Source organism: Roseateles terrae (assembly GCF_014192155.1).
GTDB lineage: Bacteria > Pseudomonadota > Gammaproteobacteria > Burkholderiales > Burkholderiaceae_C > Roseateles > Roseateles terrae.
This window is the reverse complement of record NZ_JACHXO010000006.1, coordinates 31,912-52,733: the sequence shown is the minus strand read 5'-3', so window position 1 is coordinate 52,733 and position 20,822 is coordinate 31,912. Positions and strand designations below refer to the sequence as shown.

The window sequence follows — 20,822 nt, the reverse complement described above, 5'->3', positions numbered from 1 at the left end:
TGTCTGACTTTTTCTCATGCATGTCTTACGCGTACATCAGCGCGCGGCTCGCCCAGACCTCCCCCAAAGGGGCGAAGGCGCTCCGAAAGCGTCAAGGGCGCCCGAAGGCGCCCTTGAAAGCGGAACAAGCGTGACAGTGCGAGAAGTCAGCCAGGAGATCGGACGACTCAGGCCCGATCAGCGCCCAGGTCGGAGCCGCTCAGACCCGCTCCACCACCACCGCAATCCCCTGGCCGACGCCGATGCACATGGTGCACAGCGCATACCGGCCGCCGGTCCGCTGCAGCTGGTGCACCGCGGTGGCCACCAGCCGCGCGCCGCTCGCCCCCAGCGGATGACCCAGCGCGATGGCGCCGCCGTTGGGATTGACCCGGGCGTCGTCGTCCTTCAGGCCAAGGTCGCGCAGAACGGCCAGACCCTGGGCCGCAAAGGCTTCGTTCAGTTCGATCACATCCATCTGGTCCAGCGTCAGGCCGACCTGCGCCAGCACCTTGCGGCTGGCCGGCGCCGGACCGATGCCCATGATGCGCGGCGGCACACCGGCGGTGGCCATGCCCAGCACCCGGGCCTTGGGTGTCAGCCCGTGGCGCCGGACGCCTTCTTCGCTGGCCATCAGCAGGGCGACGCTGCCGTCGTTCACGCCCGACGCATTGCCTGCCGTCACCGTGCCGTCCGGCCGGACAACGCCCTTCAGTCTGGCCAGCGCTTCCAGACTGGTCTCGCGCGGATGTTCATCCTGGCTGACGACCACCGGATCGCCTTTTTTCTGCGGCAGGGTGACCGGGCAGATTTCCTCCGCCAGGAAGCCGCTGCGCTGGGCAGCCAGCGCCTTCGTCTGGCTGGCCAGCGCCATGCGGTCCTGCGCCTCGCGTTCGATGTGGAAGTCGGTGGCCACGTTCTCCGCCGTTTCGGGCATCGCATCCACGCCGTATTGCGCCTTCATCTGCGGATTTACAAAGCGCCAGCCGATGGTGGTGTCATACAGGGCGCTGCTGCGGGAGAAGGCGCTCTCGGCCTTCGGCATCACGAACGGGGCGCGACTCATGCTCTCCACCCCGCCGGCCAGCATCAGATGCGCTTCCCCGCTTCGCAGGGCGCGGGCAGCGGTGCCCACTGCGTCCATGCCGGAACCGCACAGGCGGTTCAGGGTCATGCCGCCCACGCCCACCGGCAGACCCGCCAGCAGGGCGGCCATGCGGGCCACATTCCGGTTGTCTTCCCCGGCCTGGTTCGCGCACCCGTAAAGCACGTCATCCACGTCGGCCCAGTCCAGCGACGGATGCCGTGCGATCAGCGCCCGAATCGGCATTGCAGCCAGATCGTCCGCGCGGACCGAGGACAACGCACCGCCATAGCGACCAAAGGGCGTCCGCTGTGCGTCACAAATGTAGGCAAACATGACAGTCTCCGGAATCTTTATGAGAATGGTGGGTCGGGAACGATCATAGGGGGGCAGGGGAAAAAGCCGTGACAAGTTGCACGCAAGCGGATGGAACGTCTGCGCCGTCGTGCTGCCGACGCGAATATGGCTTAACTTCCGCCCCTCTTCAGCCGATGCTCGGATGAGGGCGCAAACCCTGTGGAATCAAAATGAAGGATAAGTCGGCCGATCCGTTGATCGATGTCAGTCAGCTCAAGGTGGGGATGTTCATCCACCTCGACCTGGGCTGGATGTCGCATCCGTTTCCGCTGAGCAGTTTCAAGCTCAGCTCGGAAGAGCAGCTGCTCATCCTTCGTCGGCTGGGCCTCAAGCAGGTTCGCTGGAGCCCCGGCCGGAGTGACCTGCCGCTGGAAGCCGCCCCGATGCCGGCCACTGCAACCGCCGCCAGCGCCGCCGCGGCCGCTGCTGCCGCGGCTCAGTCCGACCCTGAAAAAGATCAGCACCGCCTGGCGCTGGCACAGCAGCGGGAAGCCCTGCTGCTGTGCGAGCGTCAGTATGCGGAAGCCACGTCCGCGCTGCGCGACCTGATGGATCTGGTCCCGCGCGAGCCGGTGAATGCCCGCGACCGCTCCGCCGCGCTGTCCCGCGCCCTGCTGGACAAGATGCTGGTCGAGGGGGACATCAACATCCGCCTGCTCAACGAAGGCGCGGGCGACCGGGCCTCGGCACATGCGTTGAACGTGGCCATCATTTCCATGTTGCTGGGCCGGGCCTTCGGCCTGGGCAATGAAGAGCTGGCCGACCTCGGCCAGGGCGCGCTGCTGCATGACGTCGGCAAGCTGGAACTGACCCCGCGCTTCCGGCATCGCGACGAGAGCTTCACCGGCGCCGAAGTGCAGGCCTATCAGCAGCACGTGGCCAAAGGCGTGGCGCTCGCCCAGAAGATGGGCGTCGGCGCGGCGCCGCTGCTGGTCATTGCGCAGCATCACGAACATGCGGACGGCAGCGGTTTCCCCCAGCATCTCAATGCAGACCGGATGAGCATCCTGGCGCGCATCGTCGCCCTGGTGAACCGCTTCGATGGCCTGTGCAATCCGCTGATTGCGGCCAAGGCGATGACGCCGCATGAGGCGTTGTCGCTGATGTTTGCACAAGGCCGCAGCCGCTTTGACGCGACCATGCTCAATGCGTTCATCCGCATGATGGGTGTGTACCCGCCCGGCTCCGCGGTGCAGCTGACGGACGACCGCTATGCGCTGGTGGTGGCGGTGAATTCTTCCCGCCCGCTCAAGCCCAAGGTGATGGTGCATGACGCCAGGGTGCCGCGCGACGAAGCGCTGCTGCTCAACCTGGAAGAGTTGCCGGACCTGGGCATCCGGCGCAGCCTGAAGCCGCAGCAATTGCCGCGCGCGTCGATGGATTACCTGTCGCCGCGCGGCCGCATCGCCTACTTCTTCGAACCCGCCAACGCATCACAGTCCCGGGAGCTGGCGGCGTGACCACAGTGCGTCCTGTGCGCGGCGCCGCGGTGGTGCCGGAATCGGTATCGACTGCCGCTTCCTTGCTGGATCCTTCCTTCCTGCGCCTGATCGACGGCCTGCAGGAATCGGTCTGGCTGGTGTGCGCCCGCAGCCACACGGTGGTGGCGGTGAACACCGCCTCGCGCGCCCTGCTGGGCCTGGAGGCCCGGGACCTGATCGGCACGCAAATCGAATCGCTCGCCACCACGCCGGAAGATGCGCTGTTCTGGATGGATGCCGCCATCGGCCGCCGGGAGCCGCTGCACAGCGACACCATGATGCGCCATGCCGATGGCCGCATGCTGTGGGTGTCGCGACGGATCAGCCACGTGCCGCAGCCGCAGGGTCACGGCCTGTGGCTGGTGGCCATGCGGGACCAGACCCAGCAGCGCCATCACGATGAGGAACGCGAGACACTGCTCGCCGAGCTTCGCGCCACGCTGGAATCAACGGCCGATGGCATTCTGGTGACCGACCTGGCCGGCCGCATCCGCAGCTTCAACCAGCGGCTGGCGTCCCTGTGGGGGCTGCCGGAAGACCTGCTCAACGAGCGCAATGACGATGCGGTGCAGGCGTGGATGCGCCGCAGTGTGGTGGACGGCCAGGCGTATGCGGTGCGGCTGACCGCCATCCAGGAATCGCCGCTGCTGCACACCAGCGACAACATCAAGCTGATCGACGGCCGGGTGCTGGAGCGTGTGTCGCTGCCGCAATGGAGCCGGGGCCGTCCGATCGGCCGGGTCTATTCCTTCCGCGACCTGAGCGAAAAGCTGGCCGCGCATCAGCGCATCGAAGAGCTGTCCCACAACGACATGCTCACCGGACTGCCCAACCGCCGCGCCCTGCTGGAGCGGGTGGACTATGCGCAGGCCATGGCACGCCGCGAGGCCTCGCCGTTTGCGCTGCTGAATGTGGACCTGGACCGGTTCAAGCAGATCAACGACACCCTGGGCCATTCCTACGGCGACCGGGTGATCAAGGAAGTGGCCCTGCGCCTGAAGGAATCGCTGCGGGAGGTGGACACCGTCGCCCGCCTGGACGGCGATGAATTCGCGCTGCTGATCCATCAGGCCGATGCACGCGGGGCGGAACATGCCGCCCGCCGGGTGCAGGAAGCGATGTCGCGGCCGTTCAGTTTCGACACCCTGAGTTTCACCGTCACCTGCAGCATCGGCATTGCGCTGTTCCCGGGCGATGGCGCCAGCGCGGACGACCTGCTGGCCAGCGCCGAGCGCGCCATGCACTGGGTGAAGGAGAGCGGGCGCAGCGCCTTCCGCTTCCATCAGCCGCGCAAGGATGTGGACCTGCTGTCGCGCATGCGGCTGGACCATGCGATGCGCCGGGCCCTGCAGGAGCACGAATTCCGGCTGCACTTCCAGCCGCAGATTGCGGTGGAGTCGGGCGCACTGATCGGTGCCGAAGCCCTCATCCGCTGGCGCGATCCGCATCGCGGCGACGTGCCGCCTTCCGAATTCATTCCGGTGGCGGAGGAGAGCGGCTTCATCGTGGCCATCGGCCAGTGGGTGCTGCATCAGGCGGTGGCGCAGGCGGCCGACTGGTTGAAGAAGGGCTTGCGGGTGCCGATTGCGGTGAACGTGTCGGCACTGCAATTCCAGCAGCCGCAGTTCGTGGATACCGTGGCCCAGGCGCTGCGGGCGGCGCAGCTGCCGCCGGAGCTGCTGGAGCTGGAGCTGACCGAGTCGGTGCTGCTGCGGGATGCGGACGAAGCGCTGCACCGGATGCAGGCGCTCTCCGAGCTGGGGCTGCAGCTGGCCATCGACGATTTCGGTACCGGCTATTCCAGCCTCGGGTATCTCAAGCGCTTCCCGATCCAGCGCCTGAAGGTGGACCGCAGCTTCGTCAAGGGACTGCCGGGCGATGCAAGCGACAAGGGCATCGTCAATGCCATCGTGCAGATGGGGCGGGCGCTGAACCTGCAGGTCATTGCCGAAGGCGTGGAGACCGACGCGCAGCTGGCGTTTCTCGGCGAGTGCGGCTGTCACGAATATCAGGGATTCCTGTGCGCGCCGGCGCTGGATCCGCGCGCCTTCGAGCAGCGGTTCAAACCCGACCCCGTGGTCGGCACGACCCCGGCCCACGACGACGCTGCGGGCCCGGTGGACGGCGCCAAGGCCGAGGGCGTCAAGCCCGCCTCGCCCGTCCGTCTGGTGCGCGGCGCCTGAGGGCACAATGCACGCAGCCGCCGATGCACGGCGGAGCGGAGACCAGCGTGCTGTACAAATTCAAATCCAAGGCGGGTGCGGACGTGATCATGCTTCAGCCCCATGGCGACCACGCCCTGGAGGTGCTGGGACGCGAGCCGTCCGCCCAGGGCATCTTTCAGGCGTCTGACCTGTCCGCGCTGATCCAGCGCGGCGAGGCCGCCATCGCCGAAGAACAGGCCGCCCACGAGCGGGCCCGGGCGGAAGCGCAGGCTGAAGGCCGCAAGGCGCCGCCGGCCCCCGAGGTCTCGCTGCGGCAACGCCTGTGGCCGCTGCTGGAGCTGATGCGCGCAGCGGCTTCCTCGAACACCGACGTGGTCTGGGGCGTCTGAGTGGACGCCACGCTGATCCTGGCCCTTCGGCACGGCGAGACCGCCTGGAACCGGGAAGGTCGCCTGCAGGGCCATCTGGACCTGCCGCTCAATGAGCGGGGACAGGCCCAGGCCCGTCTCCTCGGTGAAGCCCTCGCGGATCAGCCCCTGCACGCGGTGTATGCCAGCGACCTGGACCGCGCGTTCACCACCGCCAAGGCGGTGGCTGCGGCCCACGGTCTGCCGGTGATCCGCGACGCCCGCCTGCGCGAGCGCAGCTTCGGCCGTTTCGAAGGACGGCTCTGGGCCGAGATCGAGGCGGAACACCCAGAGGCGGCGGTGCGCTGGAAGCAGCGCGATCCGGGCTTCGAGCCGCCCGGCGGTGAAAGCCTGAACACCTTTTATGCCCGCTGCATTGAGGCGGCCTCCGCCATCGCACAGGCCCACGCCGGCCAAACGGTGGCGCTGGTGGCCCATGGCGGTGTGCTGGACTGCCTCTACCGCGCCGCCACCCATGTGGACCTCCAGGCGCCGCGCAGCTGGATGCTGGGCAATGCCAGCATCAACCGGCTGCTGCACACCCCGCAGGGTTTCAGCTTGGTCGGCTGGAACGACGACCAACATCTGCAGGGGCTCGCCCTGGACGACGCCGGCGTGCCGGGTTTCATGCCGCGCGCGGAGACCCGCCCGGCCTGACTGGGTCATTGCGTCTGTGGTGCGCATTTGCGCGTATCGCGCCCACACTGCAATGGACACCGGATTGCTATGCGACCCCGGGGTTTCCCTAACGCACTCTTTGGTGGGATCCATCCGCAGGTTTGTCGGTGCAAACGGACTCGGCATTCAATTGAAGTGATTGACCTGCAATCGCTCGAAGCGCGAGAAGCCCGTGTTCATCGGCATTTCGGGACGCAAGTCCCTGATTCCCATGGCGTTCGTCTGTTGTTGATTTCCCTAGCCGAGAACTGTTGCAATTTCGCGTCGGGGCTCAACAGGTGCGTGCAACGCACTTCTATACTCGCTTCACTCTGCAGTACGCCCATCGCGCCAATCGCGACCACTTTCTCCAACAGATGAAGGTCACTATGAAGAAGATTGCTCTTGCTGCTGCCGTGGCGGCCCTGTCCGCTCCGGCGTTTGCCCAAAGCTCCGTCACGCTGTGGGGACGTATCAACACCTCGATGGAATCGCAGAAGACCGGCAACGGCGATCGCATCTCGGTGCTGCAGAACAACGCATCCCGTCTGGGCTTCAAGGGCACGGAAGACCTGGGTGGCGGCCTGAAGGCCAGCTTCGCCCTGGAACACGGCCTGAACGCCGACAACGGCGCAGCCACCGGCGGTACCCAGTTCTGGAACCGTGAAGCCAGCGTGCAACTGGCGGGTGACTTCGGCGCCGTGCGCCTGGGCCGCTGGACCAACGGCAGCTACTACGCCACCGCCGACTACGTGTCCATGCACAACCATGACACCGGCACCTCGTCGGACGCGCTGTACTCGGGCGTGGGCTTCTTCACCCCGAACGGCAACCCGCAAAGCAACAAGATCGCCTACTTCACGCCGAACCTGGAAGGGTTCAACGCTGAAATCGCCCTGCACGCTGGCGAAGGCGTCGACAAGCGCGCCTACGACGTGGCCCTGAACTACGACCAGGGTCCTCTGCACCTGGGCGCCGGTTACACCAAGCAAGGCAGTGCCAACCAGTACGCCGTGCGCGCCCTGTATGAAATGGGCCCGTTCACCTTCGGCGGCTACGTGCAGCGTGAAGACAGCGGCGTGGCGCAGTCCATCGGCGCCAAGGACACCCGCACCATCGGTCGCGTGTCCGCCATGTACACCCTGGGCCAGTCCGAATTCCACGTCAACGTGGGCGGCACCAAGGCCGGTGGCTACTCCTTCAACGGCGGCCGCAACGGCGGCAAGCAGTACACGCTGGCCTACAACTACAACCTGAGCAAGCGCACCAAGGTGTACGCTTTCTACACGGCTGTGGACGCCACGACCGCCAACAAGGCCGACGATTTCAACTCGTTCGCCGTGGGCGTTCGTCACAACTTCTGATCGTCTGATCGGGACTGCGGGCCTGCGGGCCCTACCGCCCAAAAAAAGGCGCCTCCTTGCGAGGCGCCTTTTTTCATGGGTCGGTCGTTGCCCGATGCCCGTTGGGGAGCGGACTACTCGTCGAACAGCTGCCCCACCTGACGCGGCGGTGCCACACCCAGATGCCGGAAGGCCGCGAGGGTGGCGATGCGTCCGCGCGGGGTGCGCTGCAAAAAGCCCTGCTGGATCAGATAGGGCTCGATGACGTCTTCAATCGTGCCCGGCTCCTCGCCGATCGCAGCGGCCACATTGTCCAGGCCCACCGGCCCGCCATCGAAGCGATGCACCACCGCTTCCAGCAGCTTGCGGTCCATCAGGTCGAAACCTTGCGGATCCACATCCAGCATGGCCAGCGCCTTTTCGGCCATGTGAAGGGTGATGGTGCCGTCGCCCTTCACATCGGCATAGTCGCGCACCCGGCGCAGCAGGCGGTTGGCGATCCGCGGCGTGCCGCGGGAGCGCCGCGCCACTTCCAGCGCACCGGAGGGATCGATCGGCGCGCCCAGCAGTGCGGCCGACCGGGTGACGATGCGCTGCAGTTCCTGCGCGGTGTAGAACTCCAGCCGCGCCACGATGCCGAAGCGGTCGCGCAGCGGATTGGTCAGCATGCCGGCGCGGGTGGTGGCGCCGACCAAAGTGAAAGGCTGCAGGTCCAGCTTGATGGAGCGGGCCGCCGGACCCTCGCCGATCATGATGTCGATCTGATAGTCCTCCAGTGCCGGATAGAGGATTTCCTCGACCACGGGCGAGAGGCGATGGATCTCGTCAATGAACAGCACGTCATTGCGTTCGAGATTGGTGAGGATGGCCGCCAGGTCCTTCGGCTTTTCCAGCACCGGGCCGCTGGTCTGCCGCAGATTCACGCCCAGTTCGGCCGCAATGATGTGGCTCAGGGTCGTCTTGCCCAGACCCGGCGGGCCGAACAGCAGCACATGGTCCAGCGCTTCACCGCGTTTGCGGGCGGCACCAATGAAGATCTCCAGCTGCTCGCGCGCCTTGGCCTGGCCCACGTATTCGTCCAGCAGCTTGGGCCGCAGCGCCCGCTCGATCGCGTCCTCGTTGGGCGAGGTCGGATGGGCGCTGATCAGCCGCGCCTGCTGGGGCGCGGGGGTGAAGTCGTCGGTCTGGATGCTCATGGCGGAGGGGATTGTGGCGGCTGCGCGGCGTCAGGCCGTCAGGAGAGATGTTTCATCGCCAGCTTGATGCCGTCGCTCACCGACACATCAGGCGGCAAGGTCTTGAGGGCCGCAACGGCTTCCTTCTCGCTGTAGCCCAGGGCCACCAGGGCCTGAAGGATGTCGGCCTGGGCGTCGTTGGCCACGGTGACCGGCTGCGCGAGGTCGGGGCCGAGCTTGCCCTTGAGTTCCAGCAGCAGGCGTTCCGCCGTCTTCTTGCCGATGCCCGGCACCTTCACCAGCCGGCCGGCTTCCTGACGCGACACCGCCTGCGCCAGTTCCGGCACCGACAGGCCGGACAGCAGCGACAGCGCCATCTTCGGCCCGACGCCGCTGATCTTGATCAACAGGCGGAAGGTGTTGCGTTCTTCGGCGGTGAGAAAGCCGAACAGGACGTGGGCGTCCTCCCGGATGGAGAGATGGGTGAGCAGGCTGGCCCGCTCGCCCAGGGCCGGGAGGTTGAAGAAGGTGCTCATGGGCACGTCGACTTCATAACCGACGCCCTGGACGTCGATGAGGATCTGCGGGGGCGATTTTTCCGCGATGACGCCAGTGAGTCTGCCGATCATTCCGGCATTATCCGCTGGCGCCGGCGCTCGCCCCGACGGCGGCGGTGTGGATCAGTTCCGGCCGAACAGGCCCAGACGCTGGGCTTCCAGCGCAGCTTCCGCGCGGGAGCTCACATTGAGCTTGCGGTAGATCTGCTTGACGTAGTCGGCAATGGTGTGACGGGACAGGCCCAGCTGCACACCAATCTCCGGGAGGGTGAAGCCCTTGGCCACACGCAGCAGCACTTCGGTTTCACGGTCGGTCAGCGAGACCTCATGCAGCACGGCGGCCGCCTGCGGACGGCGCTGCGAGGTGAAATAGGCGATGACCTTGCGCGCGATGCTGGGCGACAGCGGCGGCTCGCCCTGGCTGATGCGCTGCAGCTGTTCCACCAGCAGCTCGCGGGACTGTTCCTTCAGCAGGTAGCCGAAGGCACCCGCCTGCAGGGCGGGGAAGAGGTGCTCGTCGTCGTCATGGATGGTGACGATGACCGACTGCACTTCCGGCTGCTTCTCGCGCAGGGCGGTGATCACCTCGACGCCAGAGCCATCCGGCAGACCCAGGTCCAGCAGCGCCAGGGTGAAGCGCTGGCTGTTCACCTGCTGCAGGGCGTCCTGCACCCGCGAGCATTCGGTGACCACCGCATTGGCGAAGACCTGTTTGATCAGGACCTTCAGCCAGGCGCGGATTTCGGGAATGTCTTCGAGCAGGAGGATGTGATTCATGGCGCGCGTTCTTCGCTGAGTTTTCTATCTTCATTTTCTGGCCCACAGGCCGGAAAGGGGGGCCCGCTGCTGACGCAATGGGCCTCGATGCAACACTACGGCTTTCTCCGCAGTGTGCCTACCCCACTTTGTGGCCAGTGACGGCCGTCGTGGGGAAAGCGTCACGCCCGAGGCTTTGCTGAACGCAGCGGCTCGTGGGGTCTTTCCTCTGAGCGGAATTCAGGCCGCACAGAGGGAAGCGGTCAAAGGGGAATCGTCAGACGAATGACGGTGCCCCAGCCCGGGCCGGACTCCACCAGGCACTGGCCATGCATCTGCTTGGCGCGCGACTTCATGCTGGCCATGCCGTGTCCCTTGTCCAGGCGACCTTCCAGCTCCAGCGGGATGCCTTGGCCGTTGTCCTGGATCACCACAGAGAAGTAGCCGTCCTGGGCGGAGCAGCCCACCACGCAGTGGGTGGCGCCGCTGTGTTTGATGATGTTGCTGACGGCCTCGCGCAGGATGCGGGTCGTCTGCACATAGGCGCGGGCGGGGAAAGTGTGGTCGATGTCTTCCGCCGGCGACTTCCATTCCGCCAGGATGTTGGCCTGAGCCAGGCGGGACACCACTTCGGCCCGCCAGTCGCCCAGCGCATCCAGCAGCTGAACCGGCTTGCCGGTCAGGCCCCGCACCGACAGCCGCATTTCTTCCAGTGCCTCGCGGGCCAGGGTGGAGATGCGGTCGGATTCGCTGGTGTGGACGATGGTCAGGAGTTTGGCGCCGAGGTCATCGTGCAGGTCGGCGGCAATGCGCTTGCGTTCGCGTTCGGTCACCTGCTCCAGCTTGGCCTCCGCCACCTGGTCGAAATGACGCTCCAGCTCGGCGATGCGCTCCTGCATCCGCAGCTCGCCCTGCAGCACCTGCAGCTCTGCCTGGGTCAGCCCGCGGGAAAACTCGCGCACCCGCTGCAGCGCCAGACCGATGAGCGAGACGGCACCGAGCACGCTGGTCAGGCCGGTGGCCGGCAGCAGCACGGCGGAGACGGCGGCACCGGCGGCGAGTGCCAGCAGGACGCAGGTCAGGATGAAGTCATTGCGGGGATAACGCTCTTCCAGGGTCGGCAGAAACATGTCCTGCCACAGCAGCCACAGATGCCAGCCCATGGCAGCGATGAGCTCCAGACCCAGGCAGATGGTGACAGCCACCGCCAGCGCCGCATGGGGCAGCGGCAGCAGCAGGGTGAGCGGCAGCATCACCGCCTGGAGCAGCATCAGCCGCTTCAGGCGTCGGTCCTGCCGACGCACCCGGCGCAACAAATACTGCACCGCCATCAGCAGCAGCCAGGGACCCACCAGCACGGCCAGCGCCGCCGGCCAGGGCGTGTGGGGCACGAGGCCAACGAGCACCACCCATCCCGCCATCAGCCCGGCCAGCCAGCCGATATGGCGCTGGGCGCGGCGCTGCCAGATCAGCAGGGTCAGCACCAGGGCCAGCGCCAGCACCATCGCGTTCAGGCCACCGATCAGCCAGTCGAGCGGATGGCCGTGGGCGGCGGCCAGGGATGTGGTGGTGGCGGTGAGTGACGCAGCGCTGGGCACGGCACCCACCGGGGTACCCGCCGCGGCGCTGACCGCAGCGCGGGCCGCAACAGGTGCAAAGACCGATGCGGAGAAGGCGGTAGACGCCGCCAGAAGACCGGCGATGGAGCGGAAAGGCGAAGCCGAAGGTGTGTCGTTTGCTGGGATGCGCTGCATGAGGACGATTGTGCAGGCGTGGGCACACGCCAAAGCCTGCGCGGGAGACAATAGCGTGCTTAACCCCCCTGAATACGGAGCTTCGGCTGTCTTGAACCTGCGTCACGACTTCACCCCTGTCGACAACGATCGACTCTCGCATCTGTGCGGCACCCTGGATGAGCATCTGCGCGCCATCGAATCGGGCCTTCGGGTTCGCATCAACCACCGCGCGCAGCACTTCCAGATTGAAGGCGACAAGTCCGCCGTACAACGCACGTTGATGCTGCTGGAATCGCTCTATGCGCGGGCGGACCGCCCCATCGAGCCGGACGATCTGCGAATGGCCATCATCGAGGCGGCGGGCGATGCGCGCGGGCCGGGTGGTGAAGGGAGTGGATCGTCGGATGGCGCCGCGGCCGACGGCAGCATCGTGCTGCGCACCCGCCGCGCGGACCTGGCCGGCCGAACGGCCAACCAGCATCAATACCTGCGGCAGATTCTGTCGCACGACATCAGCTTCGGCCTGGGCCCGGCGGGCACGGGCAAGACCTTCCTGGCGGTCGCCTGCGCGGTGGATGCGCTGGAGCGGTCGTCGGTGCAGCGCATCATCCTGACCCGTCCGGCGGTGGAGGCGGGTGAGCGTCTGGGCTTCCTGCCCGGGGATCTGGCGCAGAAGGTGGACCCTTACCTGCGGCCACTCTATGACGCGCTGTATGACCTGATGGGCTTTGACCGGGTCACCAAGGCGTTTGAGAAAGGGCAGCTGGAGATTGCGCCGCTGGCCTTCATGCGGGGCCGCACGCTCAATCACGCCTTCGTGATTCTGGACGAAGCGCAGAACACGACGCCGGAACAGATGAAGATGTTCCTCACCCGGATCGGGTTTGGCAGCAAGTGCGTGGTGACCGGGGACACGAGCCAGATCGACCTGCCGCGCGGCATGGTGAGTGGGCTGGTGGATGCGCAGCGGGTACTGGACGGGGTGGAGGGCATTGCCATGACCCGCTTCACCCGTGCGGACGTGGTGCGGCATCCGCTGGTGGCGCGCATCGTGCAGGCGTATGAGGAGCGGCAGTCGGCGCGGCAGTTGCAGGAAGCGCGTGAGGAGCGCGAGGCGCAGCAGGCGCGGGGCGAGCGGGAGATGCCACAGTCGCAAGGTGAGCGCGAAGCGCTGCTGGTGCGGGATGAGCGGGTGTCGTCCCCTGCGCCGGCACCGGTGAAACGGGCCGCCGCGACGAAGTCGGCCACCACGCGGCAGCCCGCGCCGAAGGCATCGGCGAAGGTGCCGGCAACCGCTTCTGGAAAGACATCGGCGAAGGCCTCTGGGAAGCCGGCTGCCAAGGCACCGCTTAAAGCGACCGCCAACGCTGGGAGTAGGACAGTGGGCAAGCCGGCCGGCAAGACTGCTGCAAAGACCGACTTGAAAACCGCATCGAAGGCCGCTGCAAAGACCGTGGCCAAGCCCGCGGTCAAGGCCGCTGTTAAGCCGGGTGCCAAGGCCGCTGCCAAGTCCGCTTCGTCCGCCCGTGCGCGCACGAAGGGAGGTTCGCGATGAGCCAGCCGGATCTGAGTTTGTCCTTGCAGTTCGCGGATCCACGCCACAAGGCTTTGCTGCCTCGGCACAAGGTGATGCGTTGGATGCGAGCGGCGCTGGAGTTGCCGGGCGAGATGACGGTGCGCATCGTGGATGCCGACGAAGGCCGCAGCCTCAACCACGAATACCGGCAGAAGGATTACGCCACCAACGTGCTGACCTTCGACTACACCCATGAGCCGGTGGTGGCGGCTGACCTCGTGATCTGCGCCGAGGTGGTGGAACGCGAGGCCAAGGAGATGGGCCTGGACCTGACGGCCCACTACGCCCACATGCTGGTGCACGGCACGCTGCATGCGCAAGGCTACGACCACGAAGAGGATGACGAAGCCGAGTGCATGGAGGCCCGCGAGACCGAGATCATGCTGGCCCTGGGCTTTGCCGATCCCTACAAGAAGTAGAAGAAAGTCGAAGGACCATGGCACTGACGAAGAAGGGTGAGTTCTGGTACGGGACCACGTCCGGGGACACCCAGGCTGAACTGCGCAGCTACAGCGTGGCGAACGAGCATGAGGCTTCGCGGTTTGCCGCGTCCAAATGCGATTGCGGATGCCGGACCTTTGCGCTTCAAAGTGATGAAGACGCCGGCGTGGCCATCCGCACCTGTACCGACTGCGGCCAGGAACACCTGATGGGCGACAGTGCAGACCACCTGGACGATGCCGCCCCGGAAACGCATGAGTGCGTCTGCGAAAACGAGGTGTTTGAGCTGATGTCCGGAGTCTCGGTCACGCCAGGGACGCATGACGTGCGCTGGTATTACATCGGGTGCCGCTGCGTGGAATGCAATCTGGTCGCGGTCTTTGCGGATTGGCCGTGTGACGCGGGGGATGCGGCAGCGTTCCTCGCCAAGGTCTGAGCCTCAGGCGGGGTCATTCCCGGCCCTGGGCCGGCTGAGGCCAGCGCCGGATCCACAGCGGGCCTCAACTCGTCCCCAAGTACCGCTTCCGCCAAAAGAACGCCCCCAGCCCGATCGCCAGCGCGCCCATCAGCGATACCGCCACCCAGAAGCCAGTGGCCTGGTGAATCAGTGGCAGGTTGTCGAAGTTCATCCCGAACACGCCGGTGATCAGGTTTAGCGGCAGGAAGATGGCGGTCAGCACCGTCAGCGTCCGCATGATGTTGTTGGTGCGCTCGCCCGTCAGCGAGAAGTGCATTTGCACCGACGTCTCCGCCGACGTCTCCAGCCGCCGCACGTGGGTCAGCACCCGCTCGACGTGCTCCAGCACATCCCGCGACCGCACCCGCAGCAGCTCCCGTTCGCGCTCTTCCTGCAGGCTGCCCATCGGCCACTCGCCCAGCGCATCAATCCATTCCTGCACCGCGCTGCGCTGGTCCTCGCAGATGTCTTCCAGCCGAGAGAGCGTGTCCCGCGCCACCAGCACCACATTCCAGTCCCTGAAGTGGCTGCGGCGGTCCAGCAGCAGTTGCTGCAGCGTGGTCAGGTCCCGGGTCAGCAGCCGGCGCAGGTCCAGGTAGCTGTCCACCATGTGGTTGACCATGCGCAGCATCAGTTCCGCGGGGCTGGTCGGCAGACGGGTGCTGCCGCGCAGGTCGCGGCCTTCCTGCTGGTGCCCCAGCTTCGATGCGAAGTAATCGCGCAGCGAGCATTCGCCGGGGTGGACAGTGATCAGCACCCGGTCGAAGACCGCAAAGCCCACCGGGCTCGTGTCGATCGACTTGAACGCCTGATCGGCCGACGCCACCGTGCGCGGCGCCTCTTCCACCACCGTGGCGGAACCGGCTGCATTGGCCATGCCGTTGCTGCTGCTCGCGCCAGTGCCGGTGCCGAGGCTACCCGCGCCGCCGCTCATCCCACTGCCACCATTGGCCCCGCCGCCCGGCAAGGCCCCAGGCAGCGCCGCCAGACGGCGGAACACCATCAGGTCATACCAGCTGGTGTAGTCAAAGTGCGAAGGCAACTGCTGGTTCAGCAGGTCCGAGACATGCAGGTCCAGCAGTTGGGCGCCGGTCCAGTGCTGCAGGCGCTGCTGCATCGTCGGCAGCTGCAGCTCGAACTCCCGCCGAGGCATGCCCAGCCACAGGAAGCCCTGCTCTGGCAGGTCGAACGGCAGCTCGGACAGCTCTTCGTAGATGTTGTCGCTGAGATGGAAGATGCGCATGCGCAGGCGGTGTTCAGGCTTCCCGGATCAGGCGGGCGGCGTCCATGGCGAAGTAGGTCAGGATGCCGTCGGCCCCGGCCCGCTTGAAGGCCAGCAGCGATTCCAGCATCACCGCATCATGCTCCAGCCAGCCATTGGCAGCCGCAGCCTTGAGCATGGCGTACTCACCACTGACCTGATAGGCGAAGGTCGGCACCCGGAACTCTTCCTTCACGCGGCGGACGATGTCCAGATACGGCATGCCGGGCTTGACCATCACCATGTCGGCGCCTTCGGCAAGATCCAGGCCCACTTCGCGCAGCGCTTCATCGCTGTTGCCGGGGTCCATCTGGTAGGTCTTCTTGTCCGCCTTGCCCAGGTTGGTCCGAGAGCCGACGGCGTCTCGGAACGGACCGTAGAAGGCGCTGGCGTACTTGGCGCTGTACGCCATGATCCGCGTGTGGATGTGCAGGTCGCCTTCCAGCGCATTGCGGATGGCGCCGATGCGGCCGTCCATCATGTCGCTGGGCGCCACGATATCCACGCCCGCCTGGGCCTGGACCAGCGCCTGCTGCGTCAGCAGGTCCACCGTGCGGTCGTTCAGGATGTAGCCGTGTTCATCCAGCACACCGTCCTGTCCATGGCTGGTGTAGGGGTCCAGCGCCACATCGGTCAGCACCCCCAGGTCGGGGAAGTGCTGCTTCAGTGCCCGCACCACGCGGGGGATCAGGCCCTCCGGATTGGTGGCCTCGACGCCGTCCGGCGTCTTGAACTGCGGGTCGATCGCCGGGAACAGCGCCATCACCGGAATGCCGAGCGCAACGCACTCTTCGGCCACCGGCAGCAGCATGTCCAGGCTCAGGCGCGAGACGCCGGGCATGGAACTGATCGGCTCCACCCGCTTCTCGCCCTCATGGACGAACACCGGATAGATGAAGTCGCTGGCATGCAGACGATGCTCGCGAACAAGCGCGCGGGTGAAGGCATCCCGACGCAAACGGCGGGGGCGACTGGCGGGGTAGGGGGCTGGCAATTGCATGTTTGATGTGAAATTTGCGAGAAATTCCACCGGTATGAGGGGCCTTACGTAGAAAGACGTAGCGACGGAAATTCGACAGATCTGTTAAAGTCGTTCCTGAATGATAGCCGCTCGGTTGTCATTCCCTGCTTTTCCTCCCTGAGCAGGAGCCTTAGCGTGATGACAGCGATAAGGCTTTCCAACCCCGGCTGTGAAGCCGGGGTTTTTTTTCGCCGCGTTGATAATGCACGCATGCTCTGGATCAAAGCGCTGCACATCATCTTCGTGGCCGCCTGGTTTGCCGGCCTGTTCTATCTTCCCCGGATTTTCGTCAACCTGGCGATGGTTCCGGCGGACAGCCATCCGGAGCGCGAACGCCTGTTGCTCATGGGCCGCAAGCTCTACCGCTTCAGCAGCGGGTTGATGGTGCTCGCCCTGGTCTTCGGCGCCACGCTCTGGCTCTACTACGGCATCGGCCGTGGACCGGGCAATGGCTGGATGCATGCCAAGCTGGCCCTGGTGGTCGGCGCCATTGGTTATCACCATGTCTGCCGCGCCATGCTGCGCCGCTTCGAACTGTTGGCCAATCAGCGCAGCCATCGCTTCTACCGGGTGTTCAACGAGATGTCGGTGCTGCTGTTCGCAGCCATCGTGATTCTCGTGGTCGTCAAACCCTTCTGATCTGACCGGGATGGACCACAGGCGCAGTTCCGCCACCTGGCTGGCCCTGGGCTACCTGGTGCTGGTGGTGTATGCCAGCCTTTATCCGTTCTGGCCCTGGCGGTTGCCGCCGAGCCTGCCCTGGCCGGGGGTGATCGGCCTGCCCTGGCCGCGGTACTGGAGCCGGTTCGATCTGTGGACCAATGTGGTGGGTTATGCGCCGCTCGGTTTTCTTTGCTTCTCCGCCGTGCTGCGCAGTGGCAAGGGCGCGGGCGGCGGCTTGCTGCTGGTGGGGGTCGGGTTGCCGCTGCTGTCCTTCGGCATGGAGACCCTGCAGTACTTCCTGCCCGGGCGCGTCCCGTCGCTGGCGGACTTCCTCCTGAACAGTGCCGGTGCCTGGCTGGGCGGACTCATCGCCTGGGGCCTGCACCGCTTCGGCGGCCTGCAGCGCTGGACCGGCTGGCGGGAGCGCTGGTTCGTGCCCCACAGTGCGGGCGCGCTCGCGCTGCTGGCGGTGTGGCCGGTGGGCCTGCTGTATCCCGCACCGGTACCGCTGGGGCTCGGCCAGCTGTTCCCGCGGCTGCGGGAGCTGGCAGAGCAGGTGCTGGCCGGCACACCGTGGGAACTGTTGCCCGACGAATCGGTGATGGACCTGCCCCTGCCCCCCGGCCTGGAAGCCATTGCCATCGCCATGGGCCTGCTGGCGCCGTGCCTGCTGGCGCTGTCGGTGGCGCGGGCCGGCTGGTTGCGCCGGATGCTGCTGGTGGTGGGCGCGGGTGTTCTCGGGCTGGCCACCACCGCGTTCTCAACCGTGTTGAACTTTGGACCGGACCACGCCTGGGCGTGGTTCACCGTCACCACCTGGCCCGGTCTGCTGATCGGCGGGGTGCTCGCCCTGCTGGCGGCGCTGATGTCCCGCCGGGCCAATGCCGCCTGGGGGCTGGTGGTGCTGACGGCGCTGATCGCGCTGATGTCCGAGGCGCCCGCCGACCCCTATCTGGCGGAGAGCCTGCAAGCCTGGGAGCAGGGCCGGTTTGTGAACCTGTACGGCCTGGCGCAGTGGGTCGGCTGGCTGTGGCCGTTCACCGCGCTGGCCTGGTTGCTGTATGGGGTGACCCAGAGTCAGAGCGACTCGTCGCCGTCCCCCCTTCGGTCGCGTCTGGACACCCCTGCAGGGGACGCGCCGGGGCGTGATCCGCGTGACATATCGCACACCTCTCGTGCTGGTGAAAACCCCGACCCTACAATGGCGCCATGAGCTATTACCAGCGTCACATCTTCTTCTGCCTGAACCAGCGCGACGGCGAAAACGCCTGCGCTCAGCATGGGGCTCAGGAAGCGTTTGATCACTGCAAGAAGCGGGTGAAGTCCGAGGGACTGGCCGGCAAAGGCGGGGTACGGGTCAACAAGGCCGGCTGCCTGGACCGCTGCGCCGGCGGCCCGGTGGCGGTGGTCTATCCCGATGCCGTCTGGTACACCTTTGTGGACCGCAGCGACATCGACGAAATCGTCGAGCGCCATCTGAAGCAGGGCGAAGTGGTGGACCGTCTGGTGCTGCCGGACAACGTCGGACGCTGAACGGAGGCGCTGCATGAATGCTCAGACCCAGCGCCGGCAGATCGCCGGGCCGGCCGGCGAGATCGAATGCGCCATCGATGAACCGACCCTGGCGGATGGCCAGTCCTTGCGCGGCGTGGTGGTGATCTGCCATCCGAATCCGACGCAAGGCGGCACGATGGACAACAAGGTGGTCCAGACGGTGGCCCGCGGTTTCCTGCACATGGGCTACCGCACAGTGCGCTTCAATTTCCGAGGCATCGGGCAGTCGCAGGGCGGCTGGGACGAAGGCCGCGGCGAAGTGGACGATGCGCTGGCCGTGGTGGCTGCCTTCCGCAAAGCCGGTCTGCCGCTGGCCTTGGCCGGTTTTTCGTTCGGTGGTTTTGTAGCGTCCCAGGCGGCGCTGCGGCTGGACGACCCGGCCGAGCGACTGCTGCTGGTGGGCCCGGCCGCGAGCCGCTTCGGCGTGGCCACGGTGCCCGCCACGACCGTGGTCATCCACGGTGAACAAGACGATGTGGTGCCGCTGACCGCGGTGCTGGACTGGGCGCGCCCGCAGGCGTTGCCGGTGATCGTGGTGCCCGGCGTCGGGCATTTCTTCCATGGGCAGTTGCCGCTGCTCAAGAATTTGGTGCTGCGCAGCTGGCATCCCGCCGGGACCCAACCCGCCTGATTGCGCCCCACCTGAGGACCTCTCCCGCATGAAACGATTCCTTGCTCCCTTGATGGCGCTGGCCACCGGACTGCTGACCGCGGTGGCCGTGCAGGCGCAGGTGCAGCCGCCCGAGATCGCGGCACGCAACTATGTGCTGATGGACCTGACGACGCATCAGACGCTCGCCGAGCGCGAAGCGGATGTGCCGCAGGATCCCGCCTCGCTGACCAAGCTGATGACGGCGTATGTGGTGTTCGACGCCCTGAAGGCCAAGCGGCTGACGCTGGACCAGACGCTGCCGATTTCGAAGCGGGCCTGGGATGAGCGCAAGGGCGATCCGTCGCTGATGTTCATCGACACGACGATGACGCCGAAGGTGGACGAGCTGCTGCGCGGCATGATCATCCAGTCCGGCAATGATGCGTCGGTGGCGCTGGCCGAAGGCGTGGCGGGTTCGGTGGACCAGTTCGTGGCGCTGATGAACCGTCAGGCGCAGGCCTGGGGGTTGAAGAACACCAGCTTCAAGAACGTGACGGGCATCACCGAGCCGGGCCACAAGACGAGTGCGCGGGATATTGCCGTGGTGTTCGCGCATGTGATCCAGGACTTCCCGCAGTACTACGCGGACTACTACTCGAAGAAGGAATACACCTTCAACAAGATCCGCCAGTACAACCGGAATCTGCTGCTGACGCGCGATCCGACGGTGGATGGTGGCAAGACGGGCTTCACTGACGCAGCGGGCTATTGCCTGGCAGCGAGTGCGCAGCGGGACGTGCCCAATGGCAAGCGCCGGCTGCTGAGCGTGGTGATGGGCACGGCATCGAAGGAAGCGCGTGCGACGGAAAGCCAGAAGCTGCTGAACTGGGGCTACGCTGCCTTCGATGCGGTGCGGCTGTTTGATGCGAACCAGGCGATCACGACGGCGCAGGTGTGGAAGGGCACCAGCGCGGAAGCGAAGCTCGGCGCCGCAGGACCGGTGTTTGTGGCAGTGCCGCGCGGCGAGGGCAGCAAGCTGAAGACCGAAGTGCAGCGGACGGATCCGCTGGTGGCGCCATTGGCGGCGGGTCAGCGTGTGGGAACCTTGAAGGTGACCACCGCCGCCGGCGCGACGGTGACCGAGGTGCCGCTGGTGGTGCAGCAGGAAGTGCCGCTGGCCGGCATCTTCGGCCGCGCCTGGGATGCGATCCGGTTGTGGATCAAGTGATCGCCGGATTGCGTTCTCGGTGAACGACAGACAGAAACGCCGCCCTCGGGTGGCGTTTCTGCTTTCTGGCAGCTTGTTCTTGTGCCCCGCGCTCGGGACTGCAGCGGATTTCGCGCTTCTGACGGCAGCCCATCGTGCCTTGCGCTCCGGACGCCAGCGGGCCGGGGCTGTTGACTTCATGTCATTCCTGTCCGGCTCCGCCGGCCATTCCCTTCTTTACTTCCGTCAACAGCCCCGGCCCACTGCCGTCCTCGAATCGAGGTGTTTGACGATTGGGGTGGGGGGCAGGGGTGGTGCAGGTCGCTGCGACCGTTGATCAGCAGCACCGCCGC

The 20,822-nt window shown here is 66.2% G+C and carries 19 protein-coding genes and 1 pseudogene; 13 read left to right on the top strand and 7 right to left on the bottom strand.

Features of this window, described 5'->3' with window-relative positions:
* Window positions 1-199: 199 nt before the first annotated feature.
* Window positions 200-1,399 (bottom strand): 3-oxoadipyl-CoA thiolase, encoded by a 1,200-nt coding sequence (gene pcaF / locus FHS28_RS16520; protein WP_088453496.1) that lies wholly within the window; start codon window positions 1,397-1,399, stop codon window positions 200-202.
* A 191-nt stretch (window positions 1,400-1,590) separates the two neighbouring features.
* Here pcaF and FHS28_RS16515 point away from each other — a divergent pair, with 191 nt between their 5' ends.
* The 5 genes from FHS28_RS16515 to FHS28_RS16495 all read left to right on the top strand — a co-directional run bounded on the left by FHS28_RS16515 (window position 1,591) and on the right by FHS28_RS16495 (window position 7,494).
* Window positions 1,591-2,880: an HD-GYP domain-containing protein gene (locus tag FHS28_RS16515; protein WP_088453497.1), complete on the top strand. Its 1,290-nt coding sequence runs from the start codon at window positions 1,591-1,593 to the stop codon at window positions 2,878-2,880.
* Window positions 2,877-5,084 carry a putative bifunctional diguanylate cyclase/phosphodiesterase gene (locus tag FHS28_RS16510; protein WP_310736800.1) on the top strand — a complete coding sequence of 736 codons (2,208 nt, stop codon included), beginning with the start codon at window positions 2,877-2,879 and terminating at the stop codon, window positions 5,082-5,084. Before FHS28_RS16515 ends, FHS28_RS16510 begins: the two co-directional genes overlap by 4 nt.
* 47 nt (window positions 5,085-5,131) lie before the next feature.
* Complete coding sequence (locus tag FHS28_RS16505) at window positions 5,132-5,455, top strand: DUF1840 domain-containing protein (RefSeq protein ID WP_088453542.1); 324 nt, start codon at window positions 5,132-5,134, stop codon at window positions 5,453-5,455.
* The gene (locus tag FHS28_RS16500) at window positions 5,456-6,130 is read left to right on the top strand and encodes a histidine phosphatase family protein (protein ID WP_088453498.1); all 675 of its coding nucleotides are present in this window, start codon (window positions 5,456-5,458) and stop codon (window positions 6,128-6,130) included. It abuts the gene before it with no gap.
* A gap of 389 nt (window positions 6,131-6,519) precedes the next feature.
* Window positions 6,520-7,494: a porin gene (locus FHS28_RS16495; RefSeq protein ID WP_088453499.1), complete on the top strand. Its 975-nt coding sequence runs from the start codon at window positions 6,520-6,522 to the stop codon at window positions 7,492-7,494.
* Between the two features lie 113 nt (window positions 7,495-7,607).
* Here the strand turns inward: FHS28_RS16495 and ruvB are convergent, their stop codons facing one another.
* The 4 genes from ruvB to FHS28_RS16475 form a co-directional block, all read right to left on the bottom strand.
* A complete protein-coding gene (ruvB, locus tag FHS28_RS16490; protein ID WP_088453500.1) occupies window positions 7,608-8,669 on the bottom strand; it encodes a Holliday junction branch migration DNA helicase RuvB in 1,062 nt (353 codons plus the stop codon).
* A 38-nt stretch (window positions 8,670-8,707) separates the two neighbouring features.
* A complete protein-coding gene (ruvA, locus tag FHS28_RS16485; RefSeq protein WP_088453501.1) occupies window positions 8,708-9,277 on the bottom strand; it encodes a Holliday junction branch migration protein RuvA in 570 nt (189 codons plus the stop codon).
* Window positions 9,278-9,328: 51 nt separating this feature from the next.
* A complete protein-coding gene (locus FHS28_RS16480) occupies window positions 9,329-9,982 on the bottom strand; it encodes a response regulator (RefSeq protein ID WP_088453502.1) in 654 nt (217 codons plus the stop codon).
* A 242-nt stretch (window positions 9,983-10,224) separates the two neighbouring features.
* Window positions 10,225-11,715: a sensor histidine kinase gene (locus tag FHS28_RS16475; RefSeq protein WP_088453503.1), complete on the bottom strand. Its 1,491-nt coding sequence runs from the start codon at window positions 11,713-11,715 to the stop codon at window positions 10,225-10,227.
* Between the two features lie 91 nt (window positions 11,716-11,806).
* On the opposite strand from FHS28_RS16475, the pseudogene FHS28_RS24265 reads away from it, so the two are divergent.
* The 3 genes and pseudogenes from FHS28_RS24265 to FHS28_RS16460 form a co-directional block, all read left to right on the top strand.
* Window positions 11,807-12,793: pseudogene (locus FHS28_RS24265) on the top strand (PhoH family protein); the annotation flags it as partial.
* A 455-nt stretch (window positions 12,794-13,248) separates the two neighbouring features.
* On the top strand, window positions 13,249-13,692 hold the full coding sequence (gene ybeY / locus FHS28_RS16465) for an rRNA maturation RNase YbeY (RefSeq protein ID WP_088453504.1): 444 nt from the start codon (window positions 13,249-13,251) through the stop codon (window positions 13,690-13,692).
* Window positions 13,693-13,709: 17 nt separating this feature from the next.
* Window positions 13,710-14,150 carry a hypothetical protein gene (locus FHS28_RS16460; protein WP_088453505.1) on the top strand — a complete coding sequence of 147 codons (441 nt, stop codon included), beginning with the start codon at window positions 13,710-13,712 and terminating at the stop codon, window positions 14,148-14,150.
* 64 nt (window positions 14,151-14,214) lie between these two features.
* Here the strand turns inward: FHS28_RS16460 and FHS28_RS16455 are convergent, their stop codons facing one another.
* Together FHS28_RS16455 and hemB are read right to left on the bottom strand one after the other, a co-directional pair.
* Window positions 14,215-15,414, bottom strand: a complete 1,200-nt coding sequence (locus FHS28_RS16455) for a CorA family divalent cation transporter (protein WP_088453506.1) — start codon at window positions 15,412-15,414, stop codon at window positions 14,215-14,217.
* 13 nt (window positions 15,415-15,427) lie between these two features.
* A complete protein-coding gene (gene hemB / locus FHS28_RS16450; RefSeq protein WP_088453507.1) occupies window positions 15,428-16,432 on the bottom strand; it encodes a porphobilinogen synthase in 1,005 nt (334 codons plus the stop codon).
* Window positions 16,433-16,663: 231 nt separating this feature from the next.
* Between hemB and FHS28_RS16445 the strand changes: the two genes are divergently transcribed.
* From FHS28_RS16445 to FHS28_RS16425, 5 genes are read left to right on the top strand one after another with little or no spacing between them, the layout of a single operon-like run.
* The gene (locus FHS28_RS16445) at window positions 16,664-17,092 is read left to right on the top strand and encodes a CopD family protein (protein WP_088453508.1); all 429 of its coding nucleotides are present in this window, start codon (window positions 16,664-16,666) and stop codon (window positions 17,090-17,092) included.
* Between the two features lie 10 nt (window positions 17,093-17,102).
* Window positions 17,103-18,329, top strand: coding sequence for a VanZ family protein (locus FHS28_RS16440; protein ID WP_088453509.1), 1,227 nt, complete (start codon window positions 17,103-17,105; stop codon window positions 18,327-18,329).
* Window positions 18,326-18,649, top strand: a complete 324-nt coding sequence (locus FHS28_RS16435) for a (2Fe-2S) ferredoxin domain-containing protein (protein WP_088453510.1) — start codon at window positions 18,326-18,328, stop codon at window positions 18,647-18,649. Before FHS28_RS16440 ends, FHS28_RS16435 begins: the two co-directional genes overlap by 4 nt.
* A 13-nt stretch (window positions 18,650-18,662) precedes the next feature.
* On the top strand, window positions 18,663-19,301 hold the full coding sequence (locus FHS28_RS16430) for an alpha/beta hydrolase (protein ID WP_088453511.1): 639 nt from the start codon (window positions 18,663-18,665) through the stop codon (window positions 19,299-19,301).
* A gap of 28 nt (window positions 19,302-19,329) precedes the next feature.
* Window positions 19,330-20,490, top strand: coding sequence for a D-alanyl-D-alanine carboxypeptidase family protein (locus tag FHS28_RS16425; protein ID WP_088453512.1), 1,161 nt, complete (start codon window positions 19,330-19,332; stop codon window positions 20,488-20,490).
* The last annotated feature ends 332 nt before the right edge of the window (window positions 20,491-20,822 follow it).

Excerpts from the sequence above, each read along its gene's own strand:
- pcaF (WP_088453496.1), bottom strand. The coding sequence starts at position 1,399 with ATGTTTGCCTACATTTGTGACGCACAGCGGACGCCCTTTGGTCGCTAT.
- FHS28_RS16515 (WP_088453497.1), top strand. The coding sequence starts at position 1,591 with ATGAAGGATAAGTCGGCCGATCCGTTGATCGATGTCAGTCAGCTCAAG.
- FHS28_RS16495 (WP_088453499.1), top strand. The coding sequence starts at position 6,520 with ATGAAGAAGATTGCTCTTGCTGCTGCCGTGGCGGCCCTGTCCGCTCCG.
- ruvB (WP_088453500.1), bottom strand. The coding sequence starts at position 8,669 with ATGAGCATCCAGACCGACGACTTCACCCCCGCGCCCCAGCAGGCGCGG.
- ruvA (WP_088453501.1), bottom strand. The coding sequence starts at position 9,277 with ATGATCGGCAGACTCACTGGCGTCATCGCGGAAAAATCGCCCCCGCAG.
- FHS28_RS16480 (WP_088453502.1), bottom strand. The coding sequence starts at position 9,982 with ATGAATCACATCCTCCTGCTCGAAGACATTCCCGAAATCCGCGCCTGG.
- FHS28_RS16475 (WP_088453503.1), bottom strand. The coding sequence starts at position 11,715 with ATGCAGCGCATCCCAGCAAACGACACACCTTCGGCTTCGCCTTTCCGC.
- ybeY (WP_088453504.1), top strand. The coding sequence starts at position 13,249 with ATGAGCCAGCCGGATCTGAGTTTGTCCTTGCAGTTCGCGGATCCACGC.
- FHS28_RS16460 (WP_088453505.1), top strand. The coding sequence starts at position 13,710 with ATGGCACTGACGAAGAAGGGTGAGTTCTGGTACGGGACCACGTCCGGG.
- FHS28_RS16455 (WP_088453506.1), bottom strand. The coding sequence starts at position 15,414 with ATGCGCATCTTCCATCTCAGCGACAACATCTACGAAGAGCTGTCCGAG.
- hemB (WP_088453507.1), bottom strand. The coding sequence starts at position 16,432 with ATGCAATTGCCAGCCCCCTACCCCGCCAGTCGCCCCCGCCGTTTGCGT.
- FHS28_RS16445 (WP_088453508.1), top strand. The coding sequence starts at position 16,664 with ATGCTCTGGATCAAAGCGCTGCACATCATCTTCGTGGCCGCCTGGTTT.
- FHS28_RS16440 (WP_088453509.1), top strand. The coding sequence starts at position 17,103 with ATGGACCACAGGCGCAGTTCCGCCACCTGGCTGGCCCTGGGCTACCTG.
- FHS28_RS16435 (WP_088453510.1), top strand. The coding sequence starts at position 18,326 with ATGAGCTATTACCAGCGTCACATCTTCTTCTGCCTGAACCAGCGCGAC.
- FHS28_RS16430 (WP_088453511.1), top strand. The coding sequence starts at position 18,663 with ATGAATGCTCAGACCCAGCGCCGGCAGATCGCCGGGCCGGCCGGCGAG.
- FHS28_RS16425 (WP_088453512.1), top strand. The coding sequence starts at position 19,330 with ATGAAACGATTCCTTGCTCCCTTGATGGCGCTGGCCACCGGACTGCTG.